This is a genomic window from Caballeronia sp. RCC_10 (assembly GCF_041360715.1).
GTDB lineage: Bacteria > Pseudomonadota > Gammaproteobacteria > Burkholderiales > Burkholderiaceae > Caballeronia > Caballeronia grimmiae.
On sequence record NZ_JBFUPT010000012.1, the window covers coordinates 1 to 22399 of the forward strand.

General features: G+C 62.0%; 18 protein-coding genes. 14 read left to right on the forward strand and 4 right to left on the reverse strand.

The window, feature by feature from the left end; translation table 11 throughout:
- The first annotated feature begins 216 nt into the window (after positions 1 to 216).
- Positions 217 to 657, forward strand: coding sequence for an Hsp20/alpha crystallin family protein (locus tag AB6804_RS20370; protein WP_370887977.1), 441 nt, complete (start codon positions 217 to 219; stop codon positions 655 to 657).
- A gap of 21 nt (positions 658 to 678) precedes the next feature.
- A complete protein-coding gene (locus AB6804_RS20375) occupies positions 679 to 1086 on the forward strand; it encodes an Hsp20/alpha crystallin family protein (RefSeq protein ID WP_370887978.1) in 408 nt (135 codons plus the stop codon).
- A gap of 423 nt (positions 1087 to 1509) precedes the next feature.
- Here AB6804_RS20375 and AB6804_RS20380 read toward each other — a convergent pair whose 3' ends face one another.
- Together AB6804_RS20380 and AB6804_RS20385 are read right to left on the reverse strand one after the other, a co-directional pair.
- Entirely contained in the window at positions 1510 to 1737 is a 228-nt protein-coding gene (locus AB6804_RS20380; protein WP_035960342.1) for a hypothetical protein, read from the reverse strand.
- A gap of 492 nt (positions 1738 to 2229) precedes the next feature.
- On the reverse strand, positions 2230 to 3921 hold the full coding sequence (locus AB6804_RS20385; RefSeq protein ID WP_370887979.1) for a methyl-accepting chemotaxis protein: 1692 nt from the start codon (positions 3919 to 3921) through the stop codon (positions 2230 to 2232).
- A gap of 628 nt (positions 3922 to 4549) precedes the next feature.
- Here AB6804_RS20385 and AB6804_RS20390 point away from each other — a divergent pair.
- A complete protein-coding gene (locus tag AB6804_RS20390) occupies positions 4550 to 5359 on the forward strand; it encodes a class II aldolase/adducin family protein (RefSeq protein WP_035960340.1) in 810 nt (269 codons plus the stop codon).
- A 90-nt stretch (positions 5360 to 5449) separates the two neighbouring features.
- A complete protein-coding gene (locus AB6804_RS20395) occupies positions 5450 to 6754 on the forward strand; it encodes an MFS transporter (protein ID WP_370887980.1) in 1305 nt (434 codons plus the stop codon).
- 9 nt (positions 6755 to 6763) lie between these two features.
- Here the strand turns inward: AB6804_RS20395 and AB6804_RS20400 are convergent, their stop codons facing one another.
- Positions 6764 to 7675 (reverse strand): LysR family transcriptional regulator, encoded by a 912-nt coding sequence (locus AB6804_RS20400; RefSeq protein ID WP_370887981.1) that lies wholly within the window; start codon positions 7673 to 7675, stop codon positions 6764 to 6766.
- A 166-nt stretch (positions 7676 to 7841) separates the two neighbouring features.
- On the reverse strand, positions 7842 to 8846 hold the full coding sequence (locus AB6804_RS20405; RefSeq protein ID WP_370888131.1) for an NADP-dependent oxidoreductase: 1005 nt from the start codon (positions 8844 to 8846) through the stop codon (positions 7842 to 7844).
- 241 nt (positions 8847 to 9087) lie between these two features.
- Here AB6804_RS20405 and AB6804_RS20410 point away from each other — a divergent pair, with 241 nt between their 5' ends.
- The 10 genes from AB6804_RS20410 (at position 9088) to AB6804_RS20455 (ending at position 22386) form a co-directional block, all read left to right on the forward strand.
- Entirely contained in the window at positions 9088 to 13953 is a 4866-nt protein-coding gene (locus tag AB6804_RS20410) for an NAD-glutamate dehydrogenase (protein WP_370887982.1), read from the forward strand.
- 183 nt (positions 13954 to 14136) lie between these two features.
- A complete protein-coding gene (locus tag AB6804_RS20415) occupies positions 14137 to 15456 on the forward strand; it encodes a helix-turn-helix domain-containing protein (RefSeq protein WP_370887983.1) in 1320 nt (439 codons plus the stop codon).
- A gap of 188 nt (positions 15457 to 15644) precedes the next feature.
- Positions 15645 to 16181, forward strand: a complete 537-nt coding sequence (locus AB6804_RS20420) for a carboxymuconolactone decarboxylase family protein (RefSeq protein ID WP_370887984.1) — start codon at positions 15645 to 15647, stop codon at positions 16179 to 16181.
- A 48-nt stretch (positions 16182 to 16229) separates the two neighbouring features.
- Positions 16230 to 17054 carry an oxaloacetate decarboxylase gene (locus AB6804_RS20425; RefSeq protein WP_370887985.1) on the forward strand — a complete coding sequence of 275 codons (825 nt, stop codon included), beginning with the start codon at positions 16230 to 16232 and terminating at the stop codon, positions 17052 to 17054.
- Positions 17055 to 17094: 40 nt separating this feature from the next.
- A complete protein-coding gene (locus AB6804_RS20430) occupies positions 17095 to 17487 on the forward strand; it encodes a RidA family protein (RefSeq protein WP_370887986.1) in 393 nt (130 codons plus the stop codon).
- 720 nt (positions 17488 to 18207) lie between these two features.
- The gene (locus AB6804_RS20435) at positions 18208 to 19299 is read left to right on the forward strand and encodes an ABC transporter ATP-binding protein (RefSeq protein WP_370887987.1); all 1092 of its coding nucleotides are present in this window, start codon (positions 18208 to 18210) and stop codon (positions 19297 to 19299) included.
- Complete coding sequence (locus AB6804_RS20440; RefSeq protein ID WP_370887988.1) at positions 19286 to 20410, forward strand: ABC transporter ATP-binding protein; 1125 nt, start codon at positions 19286 to 19288, stop codon at positions 20408 to 20410. The genes AB6804_RS20435 and AB6804_RS20440 overlap by 14 nt, the downstream gene beginning before the upstream one ends.
- Positions 20407 to 21303, forward strand: coding sequence for a carbohydrate ABC transporter permease (locus tag AB6804_RS20445; protein WP_370887989.1), 897 nt, complete (start codon positions 20407 to 20409; stop codon positions 21301 to 21303). The genes AB6804_RS20440 and AB6804_RS20445 overlap by 4 nt, the downstream gene beginning before the upstream one ends.
- Positions 21293 to 22105 carry a carbohydrate ABC transporter permease gene (locus AB6804_RS20450; RefSeq protein WP_244796196.1) on the forward strand — a complete coding sequence of 271 codons (813 nt, stop codon included), beginning with the start codon at positions 21293 to 21295 and terminating at the stop codon, positions 22103 to 22105. The genes AB6804_RS20445 and AB6804_RS20450 overlap by 11 nt, the downstream gene beginning before the upstream one ends.
- Positions 22105 to 22386: a DUF2160 domain-containing protein gene (locus AB6804_RS20455; protein ID WP_370887990.1), complete on the forward strand. Its 282-nt coding sequence runs from the start codon at positions 22105 to 22107 to the stop codon at positions 22384 to 22386. The genes AB6804_RS20450 and AB6804_RS20455 overlap by 1 nt, the downstream gene beginning before the upstream one ends.
- Positions 22387 to 22399 lie beyond the last annotated feature (13 nt).

The following is a 22399-nucleotide window of genomic DNA, read 5'->3' on the forward strand; positions in this document are numbered from 1 at the left end:
CGCCTCAAGGGTTCGCTGCGCGGACCTTACGCTCGCCCTTGACCCGCCAAACCACCCACTGAGAATTCAAAAGAGGCATTTTTTATATTAGGCGGTAGAAAGGCAGCCGCCGTCAGCGCGCGCTGCGTGTTTCAACTTAATTTGTCCGCGGCATTGGGGCAGCTAAGCTGAAGCGCAAAAAGCAGCTTCCCCTCTTGCCGCCAGAGGAGAGCAAAGATGAATGAAGCTTTCACTGGGGCCAATCTCTTCACCGAACTGGAGAGACTGCAAAGGCAGTTGTCGAGTGTATTCGATGGCCTTCCGAGCAGCCTGCGTTCAGGCCGCCTCGACGCGTTCCCGCAAATCAACATCGGCTCGACCGACGACACGATAGAGATCGTCGCGTTTGCGCCCGGTCTCGACCCGGGCAAACTCGAAGTGTCCGTCGACAAGGGCTTGCTTGTCATCGCCGGCCAACGCGTGACGCAGGATGGTGCCTTGCCGGAAGGCACGCGCGAATACGCTCAGGAGCGCTTTAGCGGCGCGTTCCGGCGTGCTATCGAGCTTCCGCAGCACGCCGACCCCGACAAGGTGCAGGCCCGGTACATCGACGGATGTCTGCTGATTTCAGTAGGCAAGCGCGAGGCGTCGAAGCCGCGTGCGATCACCGTCCAATGAAGACACGAACGAGGTGATGTCATGAGCGATACGACACAAGTTGCAGAGCGCGAACAAGGTGCGGTGGCTCGTCAAGAGTCGAACGATCAACGCCGGCGCGAGACGCGGACGCCGACTGTGGACATTATCGAAGACGCGCACTCGGTTACCCTTTGGGCTGACCAGCCGGGTGTATCGAAGGACCGGCTGGAAGTGAAGGTCCAGGACGGACGCCTGACGATCGATGCCGACTCCGTCGTCCCAGTGCCAGGCAACTTGCGGCTGATCCACGCGGAGGTCCGGGCACCGCACTTTTCACGCACGTTCACGGTGAGCGAAGACTTCGATACATCAAAGATCGATGCCTCGCTCAAAGACGGCGTGCTTCGGTTGACGCTGCCTCGCCGGGAAGAGGCCAAACCGCGGCGCATTGAAGTCGCCGTGAAGTGAGAGACTGGACGTGGCGCAGCGGTTGCGCCACGTCCTCTGAAGCGTACGGTTTGTTTGCGTCGTTGGCGGGAGGAAGGTTATCGTGAGCAGCGTGAGCGCAGTCCGATGGAGATGAACCGAAGCCGGCTCTTTAGGACGAAACGCTATGAAGCAAGATCTCTAAACATATCGAGCAGTTCGTGAACCGGCCGCGACCGAGTGCCTGGTCGCGTGGGACAAGCGGCCCGACTGCCCAATTTCGGCGACAGCACTGGCAAGGAAGATGGAGTGCACCAGCCGTGTCCGTGTACTACAGCAACAACGGCTGAAGACTGAACATGTGCGCGACAGCGGCATCGCGTTACGGCACGCCCGTGCTAGCGAGAAGGCGCAGGGCGCGCAGCGTGAACGTCAACGGCTCGAACCGCTACGGCACGAGCCGGGCTACGCAGACAATCCGATGGGCGGCACAGGCAATTCATCACCCTCGAGGAAGGCCGTCGCCGACCGGATCGCAAACTGCATCGCGCAATCTTCGCTGGCGAAAAAGCCCCACTTCCCGAGCGAAGTCGAATGGCCATCCTCTTCCAGAATGGAGGCCGTTGCCACGAAGGCTTTTCCGTTGCGCATGACGTTCGGCTCGAATGCGGCTCCGCCGTGATAGATGATCATCGGTTTCTCTCTCTCAAGTTATGAATCGCTCCGGCACTCGTCGATGCCGTTTGCTCCGCTCGCTTTCCACCGCAGGCAGATCGCGACGCGGCATGGTGATCCGCTCCTCAGCTACGTCTTAGGTCAGCAAATTCGAGGGGTGATATTAACGGTTCAATTTTCGTCTAAGGGTAGTTTTAACTTTGCTTACAATTTTACGGCGCGCTCTTAAATCAGACGTTTAAGAACGACGTTATTGCCTGCGAGAACTCGATAATCGCTGTCGACGGAGCAGCGAGCGGCTCGTATGCCGAAAAAAAACCCCGACCGATGACCCGGTCGGGGCGAACTTGAAGGTAACAACGAAATCGGGCGTTCCGACGATCACCACCACGCATAGAAGTCACCCACCGCAATGAGTGAGACCGCAAGGCCCTTGTAGCGCGTGTCGGATCGCCCAAAACCAAAAAGCCGCAGACAACTGCGGCTTTTCATCCGATGCAACATCGTCGATCAGAACGTCGACCAGTCCCCGTCACTGGAAGCCACGACCGGTTGAGCGCGCTCGATCACCGGCTTCTTCGCAGGACGCGTGACCGCGCGCACCGGCACCGGAGTCGGTGAACGCTTAACCGGAACTGCACTCGCTGCTACCGGCGATGCCATGAACATCTGCCCCGTCCGAAACGCACCAACGGCTGTGGTCAGTTGCTTCGCCTGGTCGTCCATTGACCCCGCCGCTGCCGCTGCTTCTTCAACGAGCGCCGCGTTCTGCTGCGTGACCTCGTCCATCTGCGAGATGGCCTGATTCACCTGCTCGATGCCTCGCGTTTGCTCGTTCGACGCCGACGCAATCTCGCCCATGATGTCAGTGACTCGCTGGATCGCGGTGCCCACGCGCTTCATCGTTTCACCTGCCTGCGCGACGAGTTCGGATCCCTCGTGGACCCGGCTGCCAGACGTTTCAATCAGATCCTTGATCTCCTTCGCGGCGGTCGATGAACGCTGCGCGAGGCTGCGCACTTCGCTGGCGACCACGGCGAAGCCACGGCCCTGCTCGCCGGCACGTGCGGCTTCCACGGCAGCGTTGAGCGCCAGAATGTTGGTCTGGAACGCGATGCCTTCGATCATCCCGATGATTTCGGCGATCTTGCCCGAGCTTTGCTCGATGCCGTCCATCGTCTGGATAACCTGACCGATGATCGCGCTTCCCTCGTTGGCGACCGCATTCGCGTTGTCGGCCAGTCCGCTCGCTTGCTGAGCGTTCTCGGAATTCTGCTTGACCGTCGCTGTCAGTTCCTCCATGCTCGCTGCCGTTTCTTGCAGCGACGCCGCTTGCTGCTCCGTGCGGCTGGAGAGGTCGGTATTGCCCGCCGCAATCTGAACGGCGCCGGACGATACGGATTCCGAGCTTGCACGGATCTTGGTCACCATCTCTTCGAGACCGAGGCGCATGTGTTCCACTGCTGCGAGAAGGCTGCGGTCATCACCGTTCTTGAGCACCGTGGGTGAACTCAGATCGCCGCCTGCAATCGCCCGGACAACGCCCACTGCATACCCGGGTTCGCCGCCGAGGGCACCCGTCACGCTGCGAATGGTTTTCCACGCCAATGCAGCAATGACCGCGAGCGCCACTGCTATCAAGCCCGAGATTTGCAGCGTCGTGTGCAGGAAAGTGGCGGTGATATCGTCGGTGAAGAATCCCGTACCGATCCACCAACCCCAGGGCTTGAACTCGACGATGCCGTTTATCTTGCCTGTCATCACGCCGGTCGATGGGTGTGTCGTCACCACCATCAGCACCGGAATGTGCTCCTTGGCGAGCATCTCGCGATAAAGCTCTGTGTCTGGCCGTCCGTCCGGCGCTTTGCCCAACAAGACTTTGCCGATGTTCTCCTGCTTCCGGTGCACGAGCGACGTCCCGTCCGGAAGACGCGCCCAGAAATAGCTCTGATCGGAATAATTCATTCTGTTCAAAGCGGTCTTGGTCGCCGCCTGCGCTTGCTCCGTCGTCATCGCGCCGGCAACTTCCTGCTCGTGGTAATACTGCGCGAGGTGCTCGGCCATTTTCAACAGGTTGACGATCTGCGCCTGCTTGTCATCGAGCATCGCGCGTCGAACGCTATAGACGCTGTATCCACCGACTGCGAGCAGCGCAATAAGCGCTGTAACGGCTAGCAGTATTAGCCGAGTAGAGACTTTCATTCCAGGTTCCGAGTGCAAGGTTGCGGTCGCCGCAATGCGCGGCTTTACCCCTGCTAACGGCAGTAACTTCGACCACTTGAATGGAGGAAGTCCCTAGTCGGCGCATGAGGCCGCAGGAACGACGTTGCGAACGTTCAGAGCGACGCCATCGTCGGGCGTCCTGGTGCTCGGGTGCAAACCGTGCTCGGCTTCAACTTCGCGCCGGATGTGGATGGTCTGGTGCTGACGGCTGCGCAACGCTCGCTTGAAGCGCTCGCCGCGATGATCGCGCCTCCGCTCGTCCCTTTGTTGCAGCGCGCCGGCGTGACGCGTGTGAACGTTCAAACGCACGAAAGCGCGCTGATGCCGCTCGTCGAACTGCTGGAAAAGGAATACCGCGCGACGGATCGCGGGCACATGGTCGCCATGTCTGCCGCTGCTGATCACACTTCCTGTGCACGTCGAACGCTTGTGCGAAGGAACGCTGACCGCACGCGCGACGGCCACCGCGAGCGTCTCTGCAGCGGAGCGCCGGACTGGCGCGCTGCCACGACGATGCCCGTGCATAAATCCTATTCCCGCCAGCCCCTGAATCCATCGCAAACGCGCTCCTATACTGGCACCTCGAACTTAACAAGGGGACGCTTCGATGCTAATGGACGCCAAGGATTCGATTTACAGCCCGACACAGGATGGCCTCATCTTTCCACAGGAACCGACGTTTTCCAGTTCCGCCGAGGAGCGCCGTTATCGCAAGGAACATCTCGCCGCCGCGTGCCGGATCTTCGCCCGCCACGGTTTCAGCTTTGGCTTCGGCGGCCATCTGACGGTGCGCGATCCGGAGCATCCGGATCTCTTCTGGACCAACCCGATGTGCGTGCCGTGGTCGCGCACGAAAACGTCGCAACTGGTGCTGGTCGATCATTCGGGTACCGTGATCGAAGGCAAGTATGCGGTGAACCGCGCCGGCTACGTGCTGCATTCCGCGATTCATGCGGAGAATCCGGACATCATCGGCTCGTGCCATGCGCATACGGTGAACGGCGACGCATGGGCCGCGATGGGCAAGCCGCTCGATTACGTCACGCAGGACGCGTGCATGTTCTACGGCAGTCATACCGTGGTACGCGATGGAGCGGGCAAGGTGCCGGTGGCGGACGAATCGGGCAATCCTATCGCGCGCGCATTCCAGGATCACAAGGCGATCATCCATCAGAATCACGGGCTGCTGACCGCCAGCCGCCACAGCATCGACGATGCGGTGTGGACCTTCATCGCGCTGGATCATTGCTGCAAGATGCAGTTGCTGATGGACGCGACCGAATCGCGCCCGATACCGATCGATCACAAGTTCGCCGAATATTCGCACCAGCACCTCGGCAATTCGTTCATCAGCTGGCTGCATTTCCAGACCATGCTGTACGAGATTGCAGAAGAGGAACCCGATTATCTCGATTGACGCATCGAGATCTGCCAGCACTCGCGGCATGCGCGAAGTGATCGAGCATGCCGCACCAGGCGCACAAAAACATCTATACCGGAGACACGCATGGAAGCGCTATATGGCGAAGAAGCCGTCAGGCAGGCGGATACGAGCCGCACGTATTACCGCGCCTATTGGCGGCTCTTGCCGCTCTTGTTGATATGTTATCTGGTCGCGTATCTCGATCGAGTGAACGTGGGTTTCGCGAAACTCCAGATGCTCGACGCACTTCATTTCGACGACGCCATCTATGGCCTCGGCTCGGGCATCTTCTTCGCGGGATATTTTTTCTTCGAGGTGCCAAGTAATCTCGTGATGCGCAAAGTCGGCGCACGCAAGTGGATCGCGCGCATCATGCTGACCTGGGGCGTGATCTCGGCCGCGATGATCTTCGTGAAGACGCCGACGATGTTCTACGTCGCGCGCTTCCTGCTCGGCGCCGCCGAAGCAGGCTTCGCGCCCGCGATCATGTATCTGCTCACGCTCTGGTTCCCTGCGCGATATCGCGGCCGCGCAATGTCCATCTACGTGATGGGCGCACCGCTCGCGTTCGTCGTCGGCGGGCCGATTTCCGGCTATATCCTCCATACGTTCGCAGGCAACGAGTATCTGGCGGCGTGGCAATGGCTGTTTCTCATCGAGGCGATTCCTGCCGTCGTGCTCGCGTTCGTCGTGCTCGCCTTTCTCGACGACAACCCCGCTCACTCGCGCTGGATCACCGAAGAAGAGCGCAACGACGTGCTCAACGAGATCCGCGCTGAGAACGCGGGCAAGGTGGATCATTCGAGCGTGCGCGCGTTTCTCGCCAACCGCAAACTCTGGGGGTTCTGCGCGATCTTCTTCTGCCTCATCATGGGCCTTTACGCGCTCGGCTTCTGGATGCCCTCGCTGATCAAGCGCAGCGGCGTAACGGACCCGTTCGCCATCGGCCTGTACTCGGCGGTGCCGAATATCTTCGCGGCCATCGCCTTGTATATGTCGAACCGCAGCGCCGACCGCACCGGCGGACGCCGCCTGCACTTCGCTCTCTTCATGTTGATCGGCGCGGTGGGACTGGCAATGAGCATGTGGCTTTCTGCGGGACCGGTCGTGACGACAGTGTGTCTGTCGGTGGCGGCCGCAGGCGTGTATTCATGCGTTGCACTCTTCTGGGCGTTGCCGACGAGTCTGTTCGTTGGCGCATCGGTGGCCGCGGCGCTCGCGTTCATCAATTCAGTCGGCAATATCGCTGGATTCGTGTCGCCGTACCTCGTCGGCATGCTCAACGTCACGGTCGGCAACGCGAATATCGGCATGTACGTAATTTCCGCGTTTCTCGTGCTCGGCGCAGCCATGACCATGCGCCTGCCCAAGACGCTGGATGACAGGTGACGCCATCGCTCAAGCGGCCCACGGCGGCCGCTTGAGCCTTTCCCCCACATAATCAATGAACGCGCGCACGCGCGGATGAAGCGACGAATCTCGTGGATACAGCGCATAAATCGCGGTTTCGTCGCTTGGCTGGAAGTCGGTCAAAAGCGGCACGAGCATGTTGCTGCGAATCGAAGGCAGCACCATATGCTCCGCCATGCGCGTAATGCCGACGCCCGCGAGACACATATAAACCGAACTCACGCCGCTGCTCGTCTGAAAGTTTCCGTTGATGAGCATGGACGTGCGTTCGCCGTCGACCACGAACGGCCAATGGTTCAGATGGTCCATTGGCGGCTCCCACATCAGGCAGTTGTGACTGGCGAGATCGGCAGGCACCGAAGGCACGCCGTGACGCGCGAGATAAGAAGGCGACGCGGTCACCACGCGCTGCAGATGACACAGCTTGCGGCTGACGAGATTCGAGTCCTGCAGGCTGCCCATGCGAATCGCAACATCGAATCCTTCGCCGATCACATCTGCCAGCGTATCGGATAGCGACAGCCGAACGCGCAAGCCAGGATAGCGTTCGAGAAAGCCGGGAATGAGCGGCACGATCTGATCCATGCCGAATGAAGTCGCCACGGTCACGCGGATGGCGCCGGTCATGTGTTGACTCGCGCGGGAAAGTTGCGCCTCCGCGACCTCGATGTCATCGAGAATACGCTTGCACAACGCGAGGTACTGGTGACCTTCCTGCGTGACTTGTAGACGGCGCGTCGAGCGCCTGAGCAGCGCCACACCGAGGCGTTTCTCGAGATTCGAGACGGCGCGGCTCACATAAGGTTGCTGAAGATCGAGCGTGAGCGCCGCGGCGGTGAAGCCGCCGGTTTCCGCGACGGCCCGGAATATCTTCATTTCGACGAGGCGTTCGTCCTTCATATCCGCGATACGAGCGTAAGCGAGATCAAAGGCAGCATCATAGCCAGCGCCGGTGGCTTGTCATACCGGGAATTGCACGAGGACGGGGCGACGCAATCCGATGCTCTGCGATATACGTCGCGCTTTACCGAAGCTCACGCCCTCCATTGCGAAGGGCGTCATGCGTCTAGACCAGCTTGACCAACTGTTTTCCGAAATTCTTTCCGCGCAGCATGCCGAGGAAAGCCTCTGGCGCGGATTCGAGACCTTCAGCGATGCTTTCACGGAACAGTAGCTTCCCCGACGCGACGCGCTCGCCAAGTTCTTTGAGGGCTTGCGGCCACACGTCCATATGCTCGGTCACGATGAAGCCCTGCAGTTTCAGCCTTTGGCGGAGAAATATCGTCGGCGTCTTGATCGGTACGGGCTGGCCGTCGTATCCCGAGATCATGCCGCACAAGGCGATGCGCCCATGAGCGTTCATCTGTTCGAGCACGGCGTCGAGCACATCGCCGCCGACGTTTTCGAAGTACCCGTCGATGCCTTCCGGCGCCGCGGCTTTCAGGTCGTCGCGCAGCTTGCCTGCCTTATAGTCCACGCACGCGTCAAAACCTAGCGTCTCGACGACATAGCGGCATTTCTCCGCGCCGCCCGCAATGCCGATCGCGCGGCAGCCCGCCGCCTTGGCCAGTTGGCCGACGACACTGCCCACGGCGCCGCTTGCCGCGCTAACCGCGATGGTTTCGCCCGCCTTCGCCTCGATGATGCGGTTGAGCCCGAACCATGCCGTCACGCCCGGCATGCCAACTGCGCCGAGATAAGCCGAGAGCGGCACGCGCGCGGCATCCACGACGCGATGGTCTGTGCCGTCCGACGTGCTGTATTCCTGCCAGCCGCCCACCCCGACCACCTTGTCGCCAACGTTGAATGAGGGATTGCGTGACTCTGTTACTTCACCGACCGTCCCGCCGATCATGACCTCGTTGAGAGGCTGCGGATCAGCGTAAGACTTGGCGTCGCTCATCCGGCCGCGCATGTACGGATCGAGCGACAGATAGTGGTTGCGCACGCGCACTTCCCCATCGTTCAACGGCGCGAGCGGCGTTTCGACCAGCTTGAAATTTGCAGTCGTCGCTTCGCCTTCCGGCCGTGACGCCAGCAGGATGCGGCGATTGTTGTGTACATCGGCCATCTTGTCTCTCCGGTCTGAGGTGCGGGTTCTCATCGTAGCGCAGCGGCACACAACGCGGCAGTCACGATTCGTTTGACGATAGCCGAAAGCCAATGTCCCGCAAAGTTCATGCGGCGCGGCTATCGTGCAAGTTGTGCAAGCGCACATGGCCGAAGCAAGGCCAAATGCCCGGCGCGGCGCATAATCGGCATGCACTCGAAACAAGCAGGCTCCAATCAGCGCCAGGCCTCGGGAGGACACCATGCTCGTCAGAAACGAAGCGCGAGTCGAACGCCTCATCAACGATCTTCTGGAGTTCGCACGCGGACGAATGCCTGAGCCGACCTTCCAGCTCATCGAGCCGCTGCTGCGCTATTACTACGAACAGGTGGATGTCGAGGACATCGCGAGCCGCGATGTCGCCGATCTCTACGGCGCGGCCATGGCGCACTGGCAGACGGCGCAGAAGTTCGTGCGCGGGCGCGAGGTGCTGCGCGTCTATAACCCGAATCTGGAGCAGCACGGCTGGCATTCGGATCACACGGTGGTGGAAATCGTCAACGACGACATGCCGTTTCTCGTCGATTCCGTGACGATGGAGCTGAACCGCCTCGGCCTCGCGCTGCATTCGGCGATTCATCCGGTGTTCCGCGTGTGGCGTTCGAGCACGGGTCCGCATGCGGGCGAGATCGAGCGCATCGGCCCGGGCCACGCCGAAGCGGGCGATGGCAATTCCGAACTCGAATCGTTCATCCATTTCGAAGTGGATCGTTGCAGCGACGCCGAACGCCTCGACGAAGTGCGCGACAACATCGCACGCGTGCTCGGCGATGTGCGCGCGGCGGTCGAGGACTGGCCCAAGGTGATCGACGCCGCACGCGCGGCGATCGGCGAACTCAGGACGCGCGACACCACGCCAGACGGCATCGAATCGCGTGCGTTTCTCGAATGGATGGTCGCGGACCATTTCACTTTCCTCGGCAGCCGCGATTACGATCTCGTGGAACACGATGGCGGCTTCGCGCTGCGCGGCGTGCCCGGCTCCGGAATGGGCATCCTGCGCGAGAACTTGCGTCACACTCCTCCCGGCGATCTGACGCCGCTGCCTCCGGGCGCGGCCGCGATCATCGAAAGCGCGGCGCCGATCTTTCTGACCAAGGCCAACTCACGCGCGACGGTGCATCGTCCGGGCTATCTCGACTATGTCGGCGTGAAACGCACGTCGGCGGACGGCAAGGTGACAGGCGAGCGGCGTTTTCTCGGGCTATACACCTCGACCGCGTATCTCGTGCCGACCTCGGAAATTCCGATCGTGCGGCGCAAGTGCGCGAACATCGTGCGGCGCGCGGGTTTCCTCGAAAAAGGCCATCTGGCGAAATCGCTCATCACGGTGCTGGAGCAGTATCCGCGCGACGAGCTTTTTCAGGCCGACGAAGACGTGCTGTTCGAAATCGCGCTCGGCGTGCTGCGTCTGCAGGAACATCAACGCACGCGCCTCTTCGTGCGACGCGACCGCTTCGACCGCTTCGTGTCCTGTCTCGTGTTCGTGCCGCGCGACAAGTTCAACACCGATCTGCGCCGGCGCATCAGCAAGGTGCTGATGGAGGCGTTCAACGGCAAGAGCATCGAGTTCACGCCGCTGCTATCGGAGTCGCCGCTGGCGCGCATTCATATCGTCGTGCGCGCGGATCGCGGCGCCATGCCCGAAGTCGATACGCGCGAGCTCGAAACGCGCATCGTGCAGGTGGCGCGCCGCTGGCAGGACGATCTCGCCGATGCGCTGATCGACAGTCACGGCGAAGAAGCAGGCAACCGGCTGCTGCAACGCTATGCGGATTCGTTCCCGGCCGGCTATCGCGAGGATTACCCGGCGCGCACGGCGGTGCGCGACATCGAACTGATCGAGGCCGCGCATACGCAGCCCGGCGGGTTGTCGATGAGTCTCTACCGGCCGATCGAAGCCGGGCGGCGCGCGTTCCGCTTCAAGGTGTATCGCGCGGGCGATCCGATTGCGCTGTCGCACAGCTTGCCGATGCTCGAACATCTCGGCGTGCGCGTCGATGAGGAGCGTCCGTATCTGATCGAGCCGACCGGCGCGCCGAACGCGTGGATTCACGACTTCGGCCTCGAGTTGCAGGATGATGTCGGCTTCGATATCGACCGCGTGAAGCCGCTGTTCGAAAACGCCTTCGCCAGCGTGTGGTCGGGCGAGATCGAAAACGACGACTTCAACCGGCTCGTGCTGCGCGCGGAATTCGGCTCGCGCGACGTGACCATCCTGCGCGCCTACGCGAAGTATCTGCGACAGGTCGGTTCGACATTCAGCGATGCGTATATCGAACGCGCGCTGATCGGCAATCCGCTGATCGCGAAGAAGTTGCTGCAATTGTTCAAGGTGCGTTTCGATCCTGCGCGCGGCGGCGCTGCCGAGGATCGCGAGAAGGCCGCCGAGCGCGTGCTCGCGGATATCGAAGCGGCGCTGGACCAGGTGCCGAATCTCGACGAGGACCGCATCCTGCGTCAGTTTCTCGGCGTCATCACGGCGACCGTGCGCACGAATCATTTTCGTCGCGATGCAAACGGCCAGCCGCGTCCTTATGTGTCGTTCAAGCTCGATCCGTCGAAAGTGCCGGGCCTGCCCGAACCCAGGCCGATGTTCGAAATCTGGGTCTATGCGCCTCGCGTGGAAGGCGTGCACTTGCGCGGCGGGCGCGTGGCGCGCGGCGGGCTGCGCTGGTCGGACCGGCGCGAGGATTTCCGCACGGAAGTGCTCGGCCTCATGAAGGCGCAGATGGTGAAGAACACGGTCATCGTGCCGGTGGGATCGAAAGGCGGCTTCGTCGTGAAGAATCCGCCGCCCGTCACGGACCGCGAAGCGTTCCTTGCGGAAGGCGTCGCGTGCTATCAGATGTTCCTGCGCGGCCTGCTCGACGTGACCGACAACCGCACGCCCGATGGCATCGTGCCGCCGCCCGACGTGGTGCGCCACGATCCCGACGATCCGTATCTCGTGGTCGCCGCGGACAAAGGCACGGCCACGTTCTCCGACTACGCCAACGCGATCGCGCGCGAATACGGCTTCTGGCTCGACGATGCCTTTGCGTCCGGCGGTTCGGTGGGCTACGACCACAAGAAGATGGGCATCACTGCGCGCGGCGCGTGGGAGTCGGTGAAGCGCCATTTCCGCGAGATGAACTTCGATACGCAAACCACCGACTTCACCGTGGTCGGCATCGGCGACATGTCGGGCGACGTGTTCGGCAACGGCATGCTGCTGTCGCGCCATATCCGGCTGATCGCGGCGTTCGATCATCGGCATGTGTTCCTCGATCCAGCGCCCGATGCCGCAACGAGTTACGAGGAACGCGCGCGCCTCTTCGCGCTGCCGCGCTCCAGCTGGGCCGATTACGACGCCTCGCTGATTTCGACTGGCGGCGGCGTGTATAGGCGCACCGCGAAGTCCATTCCGGTGTCGCCGCAAGTGCAGGCGGCGCTAGGGATCAACGCATCCGTGCTGGCGCCGAACGAGCTGATTCGCGCGATCCTGCTCGCGCAGGCGGACCTGCTCTATAACGGCGGCGTCGGCACGTATGTGAAGTCGAGCGCGGAGACGCATCAGCAAGTCGGCGACCGCACTAACGACGGCGTGCGCGTCAACGGCGCGGAGCTGCGCGTGAAGGTCGTCGCGGAAGGCGGCAATCTCGGCCTGACGCAACTGGGACGCATCGAGTTCGCGCAGCACGGCGGGCGGATCAACACGGATGCAATCGATAATTCCGCGGGCGTCGACTGTTCGGATCACGAGGTCAACATCAAGATTCTGCTCGGCCTCGTGGTCGCGGACGGCGAGATGACCGAGAAGCAACGCAACGCGCTGCTCGCCGAGATGACGGATGAAGTCGGCCTGCTGGTGCTGAAGGACAACTACGCGCAGACCCAGGCGCTTTCCATTGCCAAGCGCTATGTCGCTGAAACGCTCGATGCCGAAGCGCGCATGATGCGCTATCTCGAACGCGCGGGGCGGCTCAAGCGGCGCATCGAGTTCTTGCCGAACGACGATGACATCGCCGAGCGCGCGGCGGCGAAGTCCGGGCTGACATCGCCTGAACGCGCGGTGCTGCTCGCTTACGGAAAGATGTGGCTCTACGACGAACTGCTGGCGTCCGACGTGCCGGAAGACGCGCTCGTCGCCGGCATGCTGCCCGAATACTTCCCGACGCCCTTGCAGCAACGCTATAGCGAAGCGATGCAGCGCCATCCGCTCAAGCGCGAGATTCTCGCGACGCATCTGACCAATGCGCTGGTGAATCGCGTGGGCTGCACCTTCGTGCATCGGCTGATGGAGGAAACCGATGCGCGCCCCAGCGATATCGTGCGCGCCGCGCTGATGTCGCGCGATGTCTTCGATCTCGACGACCTGTGGCGCCGCATCGACGCGCTGGACAACATCGTCGCGGATGAAGTGCAGGCGCGCATGTTCGTCGATGTCGTGCGCCTGCTCGACGAAACGTCGCTGTGGTTCCTGCGGCAACTCGGGCGCAGCGGCGCCAGCGCGCATGAGGTGAAGGGCTTGCTCGCGCGTTGCCGCGAGGCGGCGCAGCGGCTTGCGCCGCAATTGCCGGCGCTCTTGCCCGCGGCGCAGCTCGACGCATGGTATGGACGCCGGCGCGAACTGGAGGATGCGGGCGTCGAAAGCAGCATCGCGGCGCGCGTGGCAAGCGGCGAGATCGCCACGGCGGTGCTGGACAGCGCGGAAGTCGCGGCATGCTCCGAGCGCAGTCTGGAACTGGTCGCGAGCGTGTATTTCGGCATCGGCACGCTGCTGGACTATCGCGGCATCGCCGAGCGCGCGATGGCGCTGCCGATCTCGACGCACTGGGATTTGCTGGCGCGTGCGGCGGCGCTCGAAGAACTGGCGCGTCTCAAGCGCGCGTTGACGGTGAGCGCGCTAGAAGCATCACGCGGCATCGACGAGGCCGACGTGATCGTCGAAAGCTGGCGCGCCCGGCGGCAAGATGCGCTCGATCGCTATACGCGTCTGCTCGCGGAACTGCGAGCCAGCGGCGGCGCGAGTCTTTCGATGCTGCTCGTCGTGGTGCGCGAGATGGCGGTGCTGGAGCGGACTTAGGTTTGTTTGGCGAACGGCGGGTGGCGCTGTTGCGGTTGCTTGTTTGTATTGTGGACATGTCGGGGCTGTGTCGCTTCGACGAAGGTGGCGCGTGCCCGTTGCTCCCCGGCTTCTGAAACCGGCAAAGTCGATAACGCCAAGGACATGAGGCGAAGCCCCTTGTCGCAGTCGAGCGGTCGTCGAATGACCGCATGTCAACTGGCCGAACGCTGCGTGATGTCGAACGCCGGCACCTCCCGGCAGCCGGGCGGACTACTGACTGTCACGGCGTCGTACGGCACGTTCGCAAACGCCTGCGTCAGCGAACTGACACTTACGATCCGTTTCGGCCGATCGCCCGTGCCTCAACCGTACCGCTTGTCTGTGCAGCAACGAGTATGTGCCGCTACAGCTATTTCTCTCCGTCTTCCCGAGGGAGGTCGCCGACACGCGACCTGCCCTGCCGTAGCAAGTCCGCAGCCCGCGGCACTCGTGCGACAATCCGTCATCGCGTTCCAGCTTTGGCCGGCATTGCCGCGTTCTTTCGAACGAATGTCCATCTCAACGCCCCTGTCGTCGTCCGCGCGCCTATCCGCAGCACACCTCGATGAACTCATCGCGCTGCTGGAGATCCGCGTCCTGGGCCTCTCGGAATGCCTCGTCAGCGAGGGGTTCGTGCTCGAACTCGACGGCAACGACGCGCCCGGCATCCACTACATTCTTTCCGGCAGCGGGCTTCTGCACATCGGAGGCGCCGATTCGGTACCCCTCACACCGCACACGCTGCTGATCGTCCCGCCGCGACATCCGCTGAAACTCGAGGTGCCCGCAAACCGGGCGGGCATCGCACCCGTTGTCGTATCCGGCCGCGAGCATAAGCGTGTCGTCGATTCCATCAACCGGTTCCGCGCCGGATCGACCGAGCCCATGACCGTGATGATCTGCGGTTACTTCACCGCGGCTTTCGGCGCATCGATCAATCTCTTCGAAACGCACTCGATGCCGATCGTCGAGCAATTCGATCCTTCCGACCGGCTCGACGTCTATCTGCGCACTGCCTTCGACGAGTTGATGGCACAGGAGATCGGCGCCGGTGCGATGTCGGGCGCGCTGCTCAAGCAGGTGATCGTTGCGCTCGTGCGCCGCTCGCTCAAAACCAGCGCATTGTGGATGGAACGTTTCGCACTGCTCGGCGACCCCCAGATCGCGCGCGCGTTCGCCGACATGACCGCGAGGCCCTCCGCGCCGCACACCGTCGAAAGTCTCGCGCAGATCGCCTGTCTGAGCCGCTCCGCGTTCATGGCGCGCTTCTCGGCGGCCTTCGGCCAGGCGCCGATGCAAGTGCTTCGCGACATTCGGATGCGCCAGGCCGCCGCCCAGTTGCGCGCGGGAGATCTCGCGCTGGACCAGGTGGCGCACAACGCCGGCTACGCGAGCCGCGGAGCTTTCATACGCGCCTTTCGCGAGACTTATGGAGCCGCGCCCGCCGAGTATCGGGCAACACCATCCTCATCCTCAACTTGATCCGCACCGGGCGGATCGACTCGCCCGCTCGACGCTCGAAGCGCCGGCTGGCAATCCACTAGCCGGACTTTTGCGCACATTTGCCGGATCCTGTGCACGGTGATCGCTCCTAGACTGCTTCTCAATGCAGGAACACCTGTTCCCGCAGCCATCATCCGCAGTTCGAACCGAACCCAGGGAGCAGTACTATGAGCCGCATCGCTATTCCGCAGAATATTCCCGCCGAGTCCAAGGCCGTCGTCGACGCCGTGTCGCGGCAACTCAAGCTCACGCCGAACCTGTTCCGCATCATGGCGCAAAGCCCCCAGGCGCTGAACGGGTGGGCCGGCCTGCAGGGCGCGCTCTCCAAAACACTCGACATGAAAACGCGCGATGGCATTGCACTGGCCGTGTCGCAGGTGAACGGCTGCCAGTACTGCCTCAGCGCCCACAGCTACGTCGCCACTAAATTTGCCGGCCTTTCCAGCGATGAGGTTCGCCGCAACAGACTCGGGGAGTCAGACGTGCCCCGCGTGGCGGCCGCGCTGGCGTTCGCGCGCAAGCTGACGCAAACGAGCGGCAACGTAGCGACGGCCGACCTCGACGCGGTGCGAGCCGCCGGGTACAGCGACGCGAATATCATCGAGATCATCGCGCTGAGTGCGCAGTTCATGCTGACGAATTTCGTCAATAACGTGTTCGACACGGAGATCGACTTCCCGGTGGTCGAAACGGAAGTCGCCTGAACGCGTTCGGAAGCCCGCAAGGGCTTCCCCTTTTTTGGGAGATCTGCCATGCCACGCACCACCGCCGAAAAGCGCGCCGCATTCCGGGCGCTGCACGAATCCGGTTGTTTCACGCTGCCGAACCCTTGGGATGCTGGCAGCGCACGTTATCTCGCGAGCCTCGGCTTTCAGGCTATCGCGACCACGAGTTCCGGCTATGCGTGGTCGACCGGCCGCGCCGACAACCAGGCGAGCCGCGACGACATCCTCGCGCACCTGCGCGCGATGGTCGAAGCCACCGATCTGCCGGTCAATGCGGATTTCGAAAGCGGCTTCGGCGACGATGCGGCCGGCGTTGCCGAGAGCGTGAAACTCGCGGTCGCCACCGGCGTGGCTGGCCTGTCGATCGAAGATGCGACCGGCGATGCCGCCGCGCCTCTGTGGCCGATAGAGATCGCCGTGGCGCGGCTCGCGGCGGCGCGGCAAGCGATCGACGATAACGGTGGCGATACGCTGCTGATCGGCCGCGCGGAGAATTTTTTCGTGGGTGTCCCCGACCTCAACGACACGCTCGAGCGTCTCAAGGCTTACGCAGCGGCCGGCGCGGACTGCCTGTACGCCCCTGGCATCCGGACGCGCGAACAGATCGAGGCCGTCGTCGCGGCGGTCTCGCCGAAACCGGTCAACGTACTGATTGGCGCGAACTCGGCCCTGACATTGCCCGAACTGGCAGCGCTGGGCGTGCGGCGCGTAAGCGTGGGCGGCGCACTCGCGCGAAGCGCCTGGGGCGGCTTCATGCGCGCCGCGCAGGCGCTCTCGAACGGACGCTTCGACGGCTTCGCAGATGCGCCACTGGGTTCAGATCTCAATGCACTGTTTACTCGCGACGCTTGATGCGCGCCGTTCACATCGCCCCACACTCAAGGAGAAACACATGGCTCGCGAAATCATTCGGGTCGAACCACTGTCGACTTGGCTCGAGCGCTGGAAGGCACCCACCTCCGTTGCCACGCGTCACGGCGACACGCTCTACGTGTCGGGCTTGCCGCCATTCGACCCGCAGACCGGCGAAGTGCTGGATGCGCCGATCGAACAGCAGACTCGGCGCGTGCTGGAGCAACTGAAGCTCTGTGTCGAAACCGGCGGATCGTCGCTCGACCAGGTGCTCAAGTGCAACGTCTACTGCACATCCGTCGAGATGTTCCCGGTCGTCAATGAAATCTATGCACGATTCTTCGGCCCGCAGCCACCGGCTCGCATCTTCGTGAACGTGCCCGCATGGCCCGGACGTTTCGATATCGAGATAGATTGCATTGCAGCGGTTTGAGCCGTGTTGCGCAAGAACATGGTTCGCTTGAACGACGCTTAGATCGAAGCGGCACTCATCGATGAATTTTGGCCTCGCCGCGATCGCGCCCGCGACGGGCGAGATCGCGTCGCCGATGTGCGTCACTTCTCGACATCGGACCAGGCGATCTTTCTGCCGGATTGCGGGTAATTCACTCGCTTGTTCCCGTCACTGGCTCAAGACCACGGTCAACGACCGTTATCCGAACGGAACCGCCGTCTGAATGACATCGCGACGCTAAGGAAGAGGGTCTCTTCCCGGTGACTCTGGCAATCTGGCATCGTCTGCCGAATTTCACTCGTCCACCGCTTCCGCGAATGATCGCGTACACACAGCCTCAGTGACGATCCCCGAGTGCGAGCGATGGGCCTCAGCAACTGGCTCGCCAGATTCGAGATGGATAGCCCACCCGTACGATGACGCGCATAGACCGCCTTGCGAGAACTGCTGCACCACCGATCGCCGACGTCGCGCGCTGAAAAAGGAGTCACATTACATCCCACTATCTCATGTCGATCATCTCCAACGCGCCGAGCAAGTTCTCTAATTCATCCTGTCGTAAGGTTTACCCCGATTTAAACGGAAACCAACAAAAGGGACATTTTGGCTGCTGCACGTAATCCAAGCGCAACCCAATTGACGCCACCTTGAAGCGCCGCCTCTTCGACTGGCGTCGCGCACGCCGCAAAGGAGAGCGATTTGGTTCTGGAACTGGAGCGGGTCAGTGTCGTTTCTGGCGGGCAGCCGTATTTGTACGGCGCGGATTTGCGCCTCGTCCCAGGCGCCATCAATGTACTTCTCGGACCCACGCAGGCCGGTAAAACCACGCTGATGCGCGTGATGGCGGGTCTGGACAGGCCGACCGACGGCCGCGTGCTCGTCGACGGCCGGAACGTGACAGGCGTCAGCGTCCGCGAGCGTAATCTCGCGATGGTCTATCAGCAGTTCATCAACTACCCGGCAATGACGGTTGCCGAAAACATCGCGTCGCCTTTGCGCCTGCAGAAGACCGACCCTGCCGAAATCCGCCGGCGCGTGCGGGAAGTCGCAGCCAAACTGCATATCGATCATCTGCTGGAGCGGCGGCCAGGCGAACTGTCAGGCGGCCAACAGCAGCGCTGCGCGCTCGCGCGTGCGCTCGTGAAGCGTACGTCGCTGGTGCTGCTCGACGAGCCGCTCGTCAATCTCGATTACAAACTGCGCGAGGAATTGCGCATGGAACTGGCTACGCTTTTCGCCGACGGCAACACCACCGTCGTCTACGCGACTACCGAACCTCTCGAAGCGTTACTGCTGGGCGGCTATACCGCGATCGTCGATAAAGGCCAGATTCTGCAGTTCGGTCCCACTCTCGATGTCTATAACGCACCGGTCAACGTCGCGGCCGCAGCCGTTTTCAACGATCCGCCGATGAACATGCTGACGAGCGACTGCGGCAATGGCCGCGCGCGTCTGCCAATCGGCGTGGAGGTTCCGTTGCAGCACGGTCCCGCCGTAAACGGCGCATGCCGCATCGGCATCCGGCCGGGGCATCTGCGTCTTCGGGCGAAGGACGCTCATGCGATCGCCGTTCCGTGCCGGCTCGAACTCGCTGAACTGAGTGGCTCCGAAACGTACCTGCACTTGCGCACGCTGACCGGCGCGGTCAACCTGGTTGCGCAACTGCAGGGCGTGCACCAGATCGAGCTGGGCACGCAGCTCGACGTTTTCATCGACCCTCGAGAACTGTTCGTGTTCGGCGCGGAGACCCAGCTGGTGTCCAGCCCGGAGGCAGCTTATGGCGTGCATTGAGTTCCAGAATCTCGCGCACGCGTACAGGCCAAACCCCGCGACGGTCGACGACTACGCGCTTCAACCCATGAGCATGGTCTGGGATGACGGCGGCGCTTATGCGTTGCTCGGTCCATCGGGTTGCGGCAAGACCACGCTGCTGAATATCGTTTCGGGGCTCGTCAAGCCATCGGAGGGCAAGGTGTTGTTCGACGGACGCGACGTGACGGCGCTCGGCGCACGTCAGCGCAACATCGCCCAGGTGTTCCAGTTCCCCGTGGTCTACGACACCATGACCGTATTCGATAACCTCGCGTTTCCGCTGCGCAACCGCAAGTTGTCAGCCGCCGAGGTCACGAAGCGCGTGCATGAAGTCGCGGAGATCCTCGATATGACGCGCGACCTGCCGCTCAAGGCGAGCAATCTCGCCGCCGACGCCAAGCAGAAGATCTCGCTGGGGCGCGGCATGGTTCGCAAGGACGTCGCGGCGATCCTCTTCGACGAACCGTTGACTGTGATCGACCCCGCGATGAAGTGGATGCTGCGCCGCCAGTTGAAGAAGATCCATCAGCAACTCAAGCTCACGCTCATCTACGTGACGCACGATCAGGTAGAAGCGCTGACTTTCGCCGACGAAGTCGTGGTCATGACCAATGGCCGCGTCGTTCAGAAGGGGGGAGCCGATGCGCTTTTTCTGCGGCCGGATCACGCTTTTGTTGGCCACTTCATCGGCAGTCCCGGCATGAACCTTTGTCCGATCGAGCTCGACGCCGACGGCGCGAAAATCGGCTCGCAGCGCTTGCCGCTCGACCCCGGCACGCTCGCGACGCTACGCGGCGCGCATCAGCAGACAAACGGCGCGCTCAAATTGGGGATTCGCCCGGAGTTCCTCCGCCTCTCGCAGGAAGGAGGAGCCGGCGCGGTGAACGCGCGAGTGCTGCGCGCGCAGCAGCTCGGCAACTATCAACTGGTCACCGCGCAATGCGACGGCCATGTTTTCAACGCGAGGCTCGAGCCGCATTTGCGGGTTGTCGACGGGCCTGCCTGGCTGCATCTGGTTGCGCCTGAAACCGTGTACTTCTGCAACGACGAACGAATCGAAACACGCCGCTCCGAAGGAGCCGCGCGATGAACAAGCCCGTCAATCAGAAAGCATGGCTGCTGGTCATTCCGGTGTTCATCTGCGTCGCGTTCTCCGCGATCCTGCCGCTGATGACGGTGGTCAACTATTCGGTGCAGGACATCATCGGCCCGACGCAGCATGTGTTCGTCGGTACGGAGTGGTTTCGCAACATCATGACCGATCCGGATCTGCGCGAAGCGCTCGGCAGACAGGTCATTTTCTCCGCGTGCGTTCTGCTGTTCGAGATTCCATTGGGCGTGGGTCTCGCACTGTCGATGCCGGCTTCGGGATGGCGCGCATCGGCCACACTCGTCCTGCTTGCCATGCCGTTGCTGATTCCGTGGAACGTGGTGGGCACGATCTGGCAGATCTTCGGGCGCCCGGATATCGGACTGCTCGGCTACTGGCTCAATGGTCTTGGCTTCGACTACAACTACACGGCGAGTCCCACAGCCGCATGGATCACCGTGCTGGTGATGGACATCTGGCACTGGACCCCGCTCGTCGCGCTGCTGTGCTATGCGGGCTTGCGCGCGATTCCGGACGCCTTCTATCAGGCTGCGGAAATAGATGGCGCAAGCCGCTTTGCGGTGTTCCGCTATATCGAATTGCCGAAGATGCGCGGCGTGCTGATGATCGCCGTGCTGTTGCGCTTCATGGACAGCTTCATGATCTACACCGAGCCGTTCGTGCTGACAGGCGGCGGTCCCGGCAATTCCACGACATTCCTTAGTCAGTATCTGACCCAGAAAGCGGTCGGTCAGTTTGATCTTGGCCCCGCTGCGGCTTTCTCGCTGATCTATTTCCTGATCATTCTGCTGCTGTGCTTCATTCTCTATAACTGGATGAGCCGCGTAGGCAAAGGTGGACCCGCCGCGCAAGGAGACGACCATGCAGGATAGGCGCCGCTGGATGCGGACGTTGATGCTCGTCGTCTATATGCTGTTCGCGCTGATTCCGCTTTACTGGATGGTTTCGATCTCACTGCGCACGAACGAGGAAACCATGTCGACGTTCGCGACGCTGCCGCAGCACGTGACGTTCGACAACTACAAGGTGATCTTCACTGATCCCTCGTGGTACTGGGGCTATATCAATTCGATCATTTACGTGCTGATGAACACGGTGATGTCGGTGTTGGTCGCGCTGCCTGCCGCTTACGCGTTCTCGCGATATCGCTTTCTCGGCGACAAGCACATGTTCTTCTGGCTGCTCACCAACCGCATGACGCCGCCCGCCGTGTTTTTGCTGCCGTTTTTTCAGCTCTATTCGAGCGTCGGCCTGACCGACACGTACATTGCCGTCGCACTTGCGCACATGCTGTTCAACGTGCCCCTTGCCGTGTGGATTCTCGAAGGCTTCATGTCGGGCGTCTCGCGAGAGATAGACGAAACCGCGTACATAGACGGTTATACGTTTCCCGCTTTCTTCGTGAAAATCTTCCTGCCGCTCATCAAGTCGGGCGTCGGCGTCACGGCTTTTTTCTGCTTCATGTTCAGCTGGGTGGAATTGCTGCTCGCGCGCACGCTGACTTCGGTCAACGCGAAACCTATCGCCGCCGTGATGACGCGGACCGTGTCGGCGGCCGGCATGGACTGGGGTGTGCTGTCGGCGGCGGGCGTGCTGACTATCGTGCCCGGCGCGCTGGTGATCTACTTCGTGCGCAACTACATTGCGAAGGGCTTCGCGATGGGGAGGGTGTGATGTTCACCTGGATGTACTGGACTCCTGAGGTAGCGATCTTCTTCGCCTGCATAGTCGTCATGCTGGGCGGCATGACGGTATGGGAACTGCGCTCGCCGACTCATGAACGCAAGGGCTTTCTTCCTATCGCGACGACTCGCGGTGATCGCCTGTTTATCGGCCTTTTAGCTGCCGCGTATGTCAATCTCGCGTGGCTCGCAATCAGCGCCGAGGGCTCGAGTTCCTGGCCGGGCTTCGCGGCCTCGGTGCTGGTGGTGTTCGCGATCATGTGGAAGGGCTAAAAGCGGAAGCATG

What these genes read in the sequence shown, in the direction of transcription:
- AB6804_RS20450 (WP_244796196.1), top strand. Translation starts at nt 21,293, where the DNA reads ATGCAGGATAGGCGCCGCTGGATGCGGACGTTGATGCTCGTCGTCTAT.
- AB6804_RS20455 (WP_370887990.1), top strand. Translation starts at nt 22,105, where the DNA reads ATGTTCACCTGGATGTACTGGACTCCTGAGGTAGCGATCTTCTTCGCC.
- AB6804_RS20375 (WP_370887978.1), top strand. Translation starts at nt 679, where the DNA reads ATGAGCGATACGACACAAGTTGCAGAGCGCGAACAAGGTGCGGTGGCT.
- AB6804_RS20380 (WP_035960342.1), bottom strand. Translation starts at nt 1,737, where the DNA reads ATGATCATCTATCACGGCGGAGCCGCATTCGAGCCGAACGTCATGCGC.
- AB6804_RS20410 (WP_370887982.1), top strand. Translation starts at nt 9,088, where the DNA reads ATGCTCGTCAGAAACGAAGCGCGAGTCGAACGCCTCATCAACGATCTT.
- AB6804_RS20445 (WP_370887989.1), top strand. Translation starts at nt 20,407, where the DNA reads ATGAACAAGCCCGTCAATCAGAAAGCATGGCTGCTGGTCATTCCGGTG.
- AB6804_RS20415 (WP_370887983.1), top strand. Translation starts at nt 14,137, where the DNA reads ATGACCGCATGTCAACTGGCCGAACGCTGCGTGATGTCGAACGCCGGC.
- AB6804_RS20395 (WP_370887980.1), top strand. Translation starts at nt 5,450, where the DNA reads ATGGAAGCGCTATATGGCGAAGAAGCCGTCAGGCAGGCGGATACGAGC.
- AB6804_RS20390 (WP_035960340.1), top strand. Translation starts at nt 4,550, where the DNA reads ATGCTAATGGACGCCAAGGATTCGATTTACAGCCCGACACAGGATGGC.
- AB6804_RS20400 (WP_370887981.1), bottom strand. Translation starts at nt 7,675, where the DNA reads ATGAAGGACGAACGCCTCGTCGAAATGAAGATATTCCGGGCCGTCGCG.
- AB6804_RS20440 (WP_370887988.1), top strand. Translation starts at nt 19,286, where the DNA reads ATGGCGTGCATTGAGTTCCAGAATCTCGCGCACGCGTACAGGCCAAAC.
- AB6804_RS20405 (WP_370888131.1), bottom strand. Translation starts at nt 8,846, where the DNA reads ATGGCCGATGTACACAACAATCGCCGCATCCTGCTGGCGTCACGGCCG.
- AB6804_RS20420 (WP_370887984.1), top strand. Translation starts at nt 15,645, where the DNA reads ATGAGCCGCATCGCTATTCCGCAGAATATTCCCGCCGAGTCCAAGGCC.
- AB6804_RS20370 (WP_370887977.1), top strand. Translation starts at nt 217, where the DNA reads ATGAATGAAGCTTTCACTGGGGCCAATCTCTTCACCGAACTGGAGAGA.
- AB6804_RS20425 (WP_370887985.1), top strand. Translation starts at nt 16,230, where the DNA reads ATGCCACGCACCACCGCCGAAAAGCGCGCCGCATTCCGGGCGCTGCAC.
- AB6804_RS20430 (WP_370887986.1), top strand. Translation starts at nt 17,095, where the DNA reads ATGGCTCGCGAAATCATTCGGGTCGAACCACTGTCGACTTGGCTCGAG.
- AB6804_RS20385 (WP_370887979.1), bottom strand. Translation starts at nt 3,921, where the DNA reads ATGAAAGTCTCTACTCGGCTAATACTGCTAGCCGTTACAGCGCTTATT.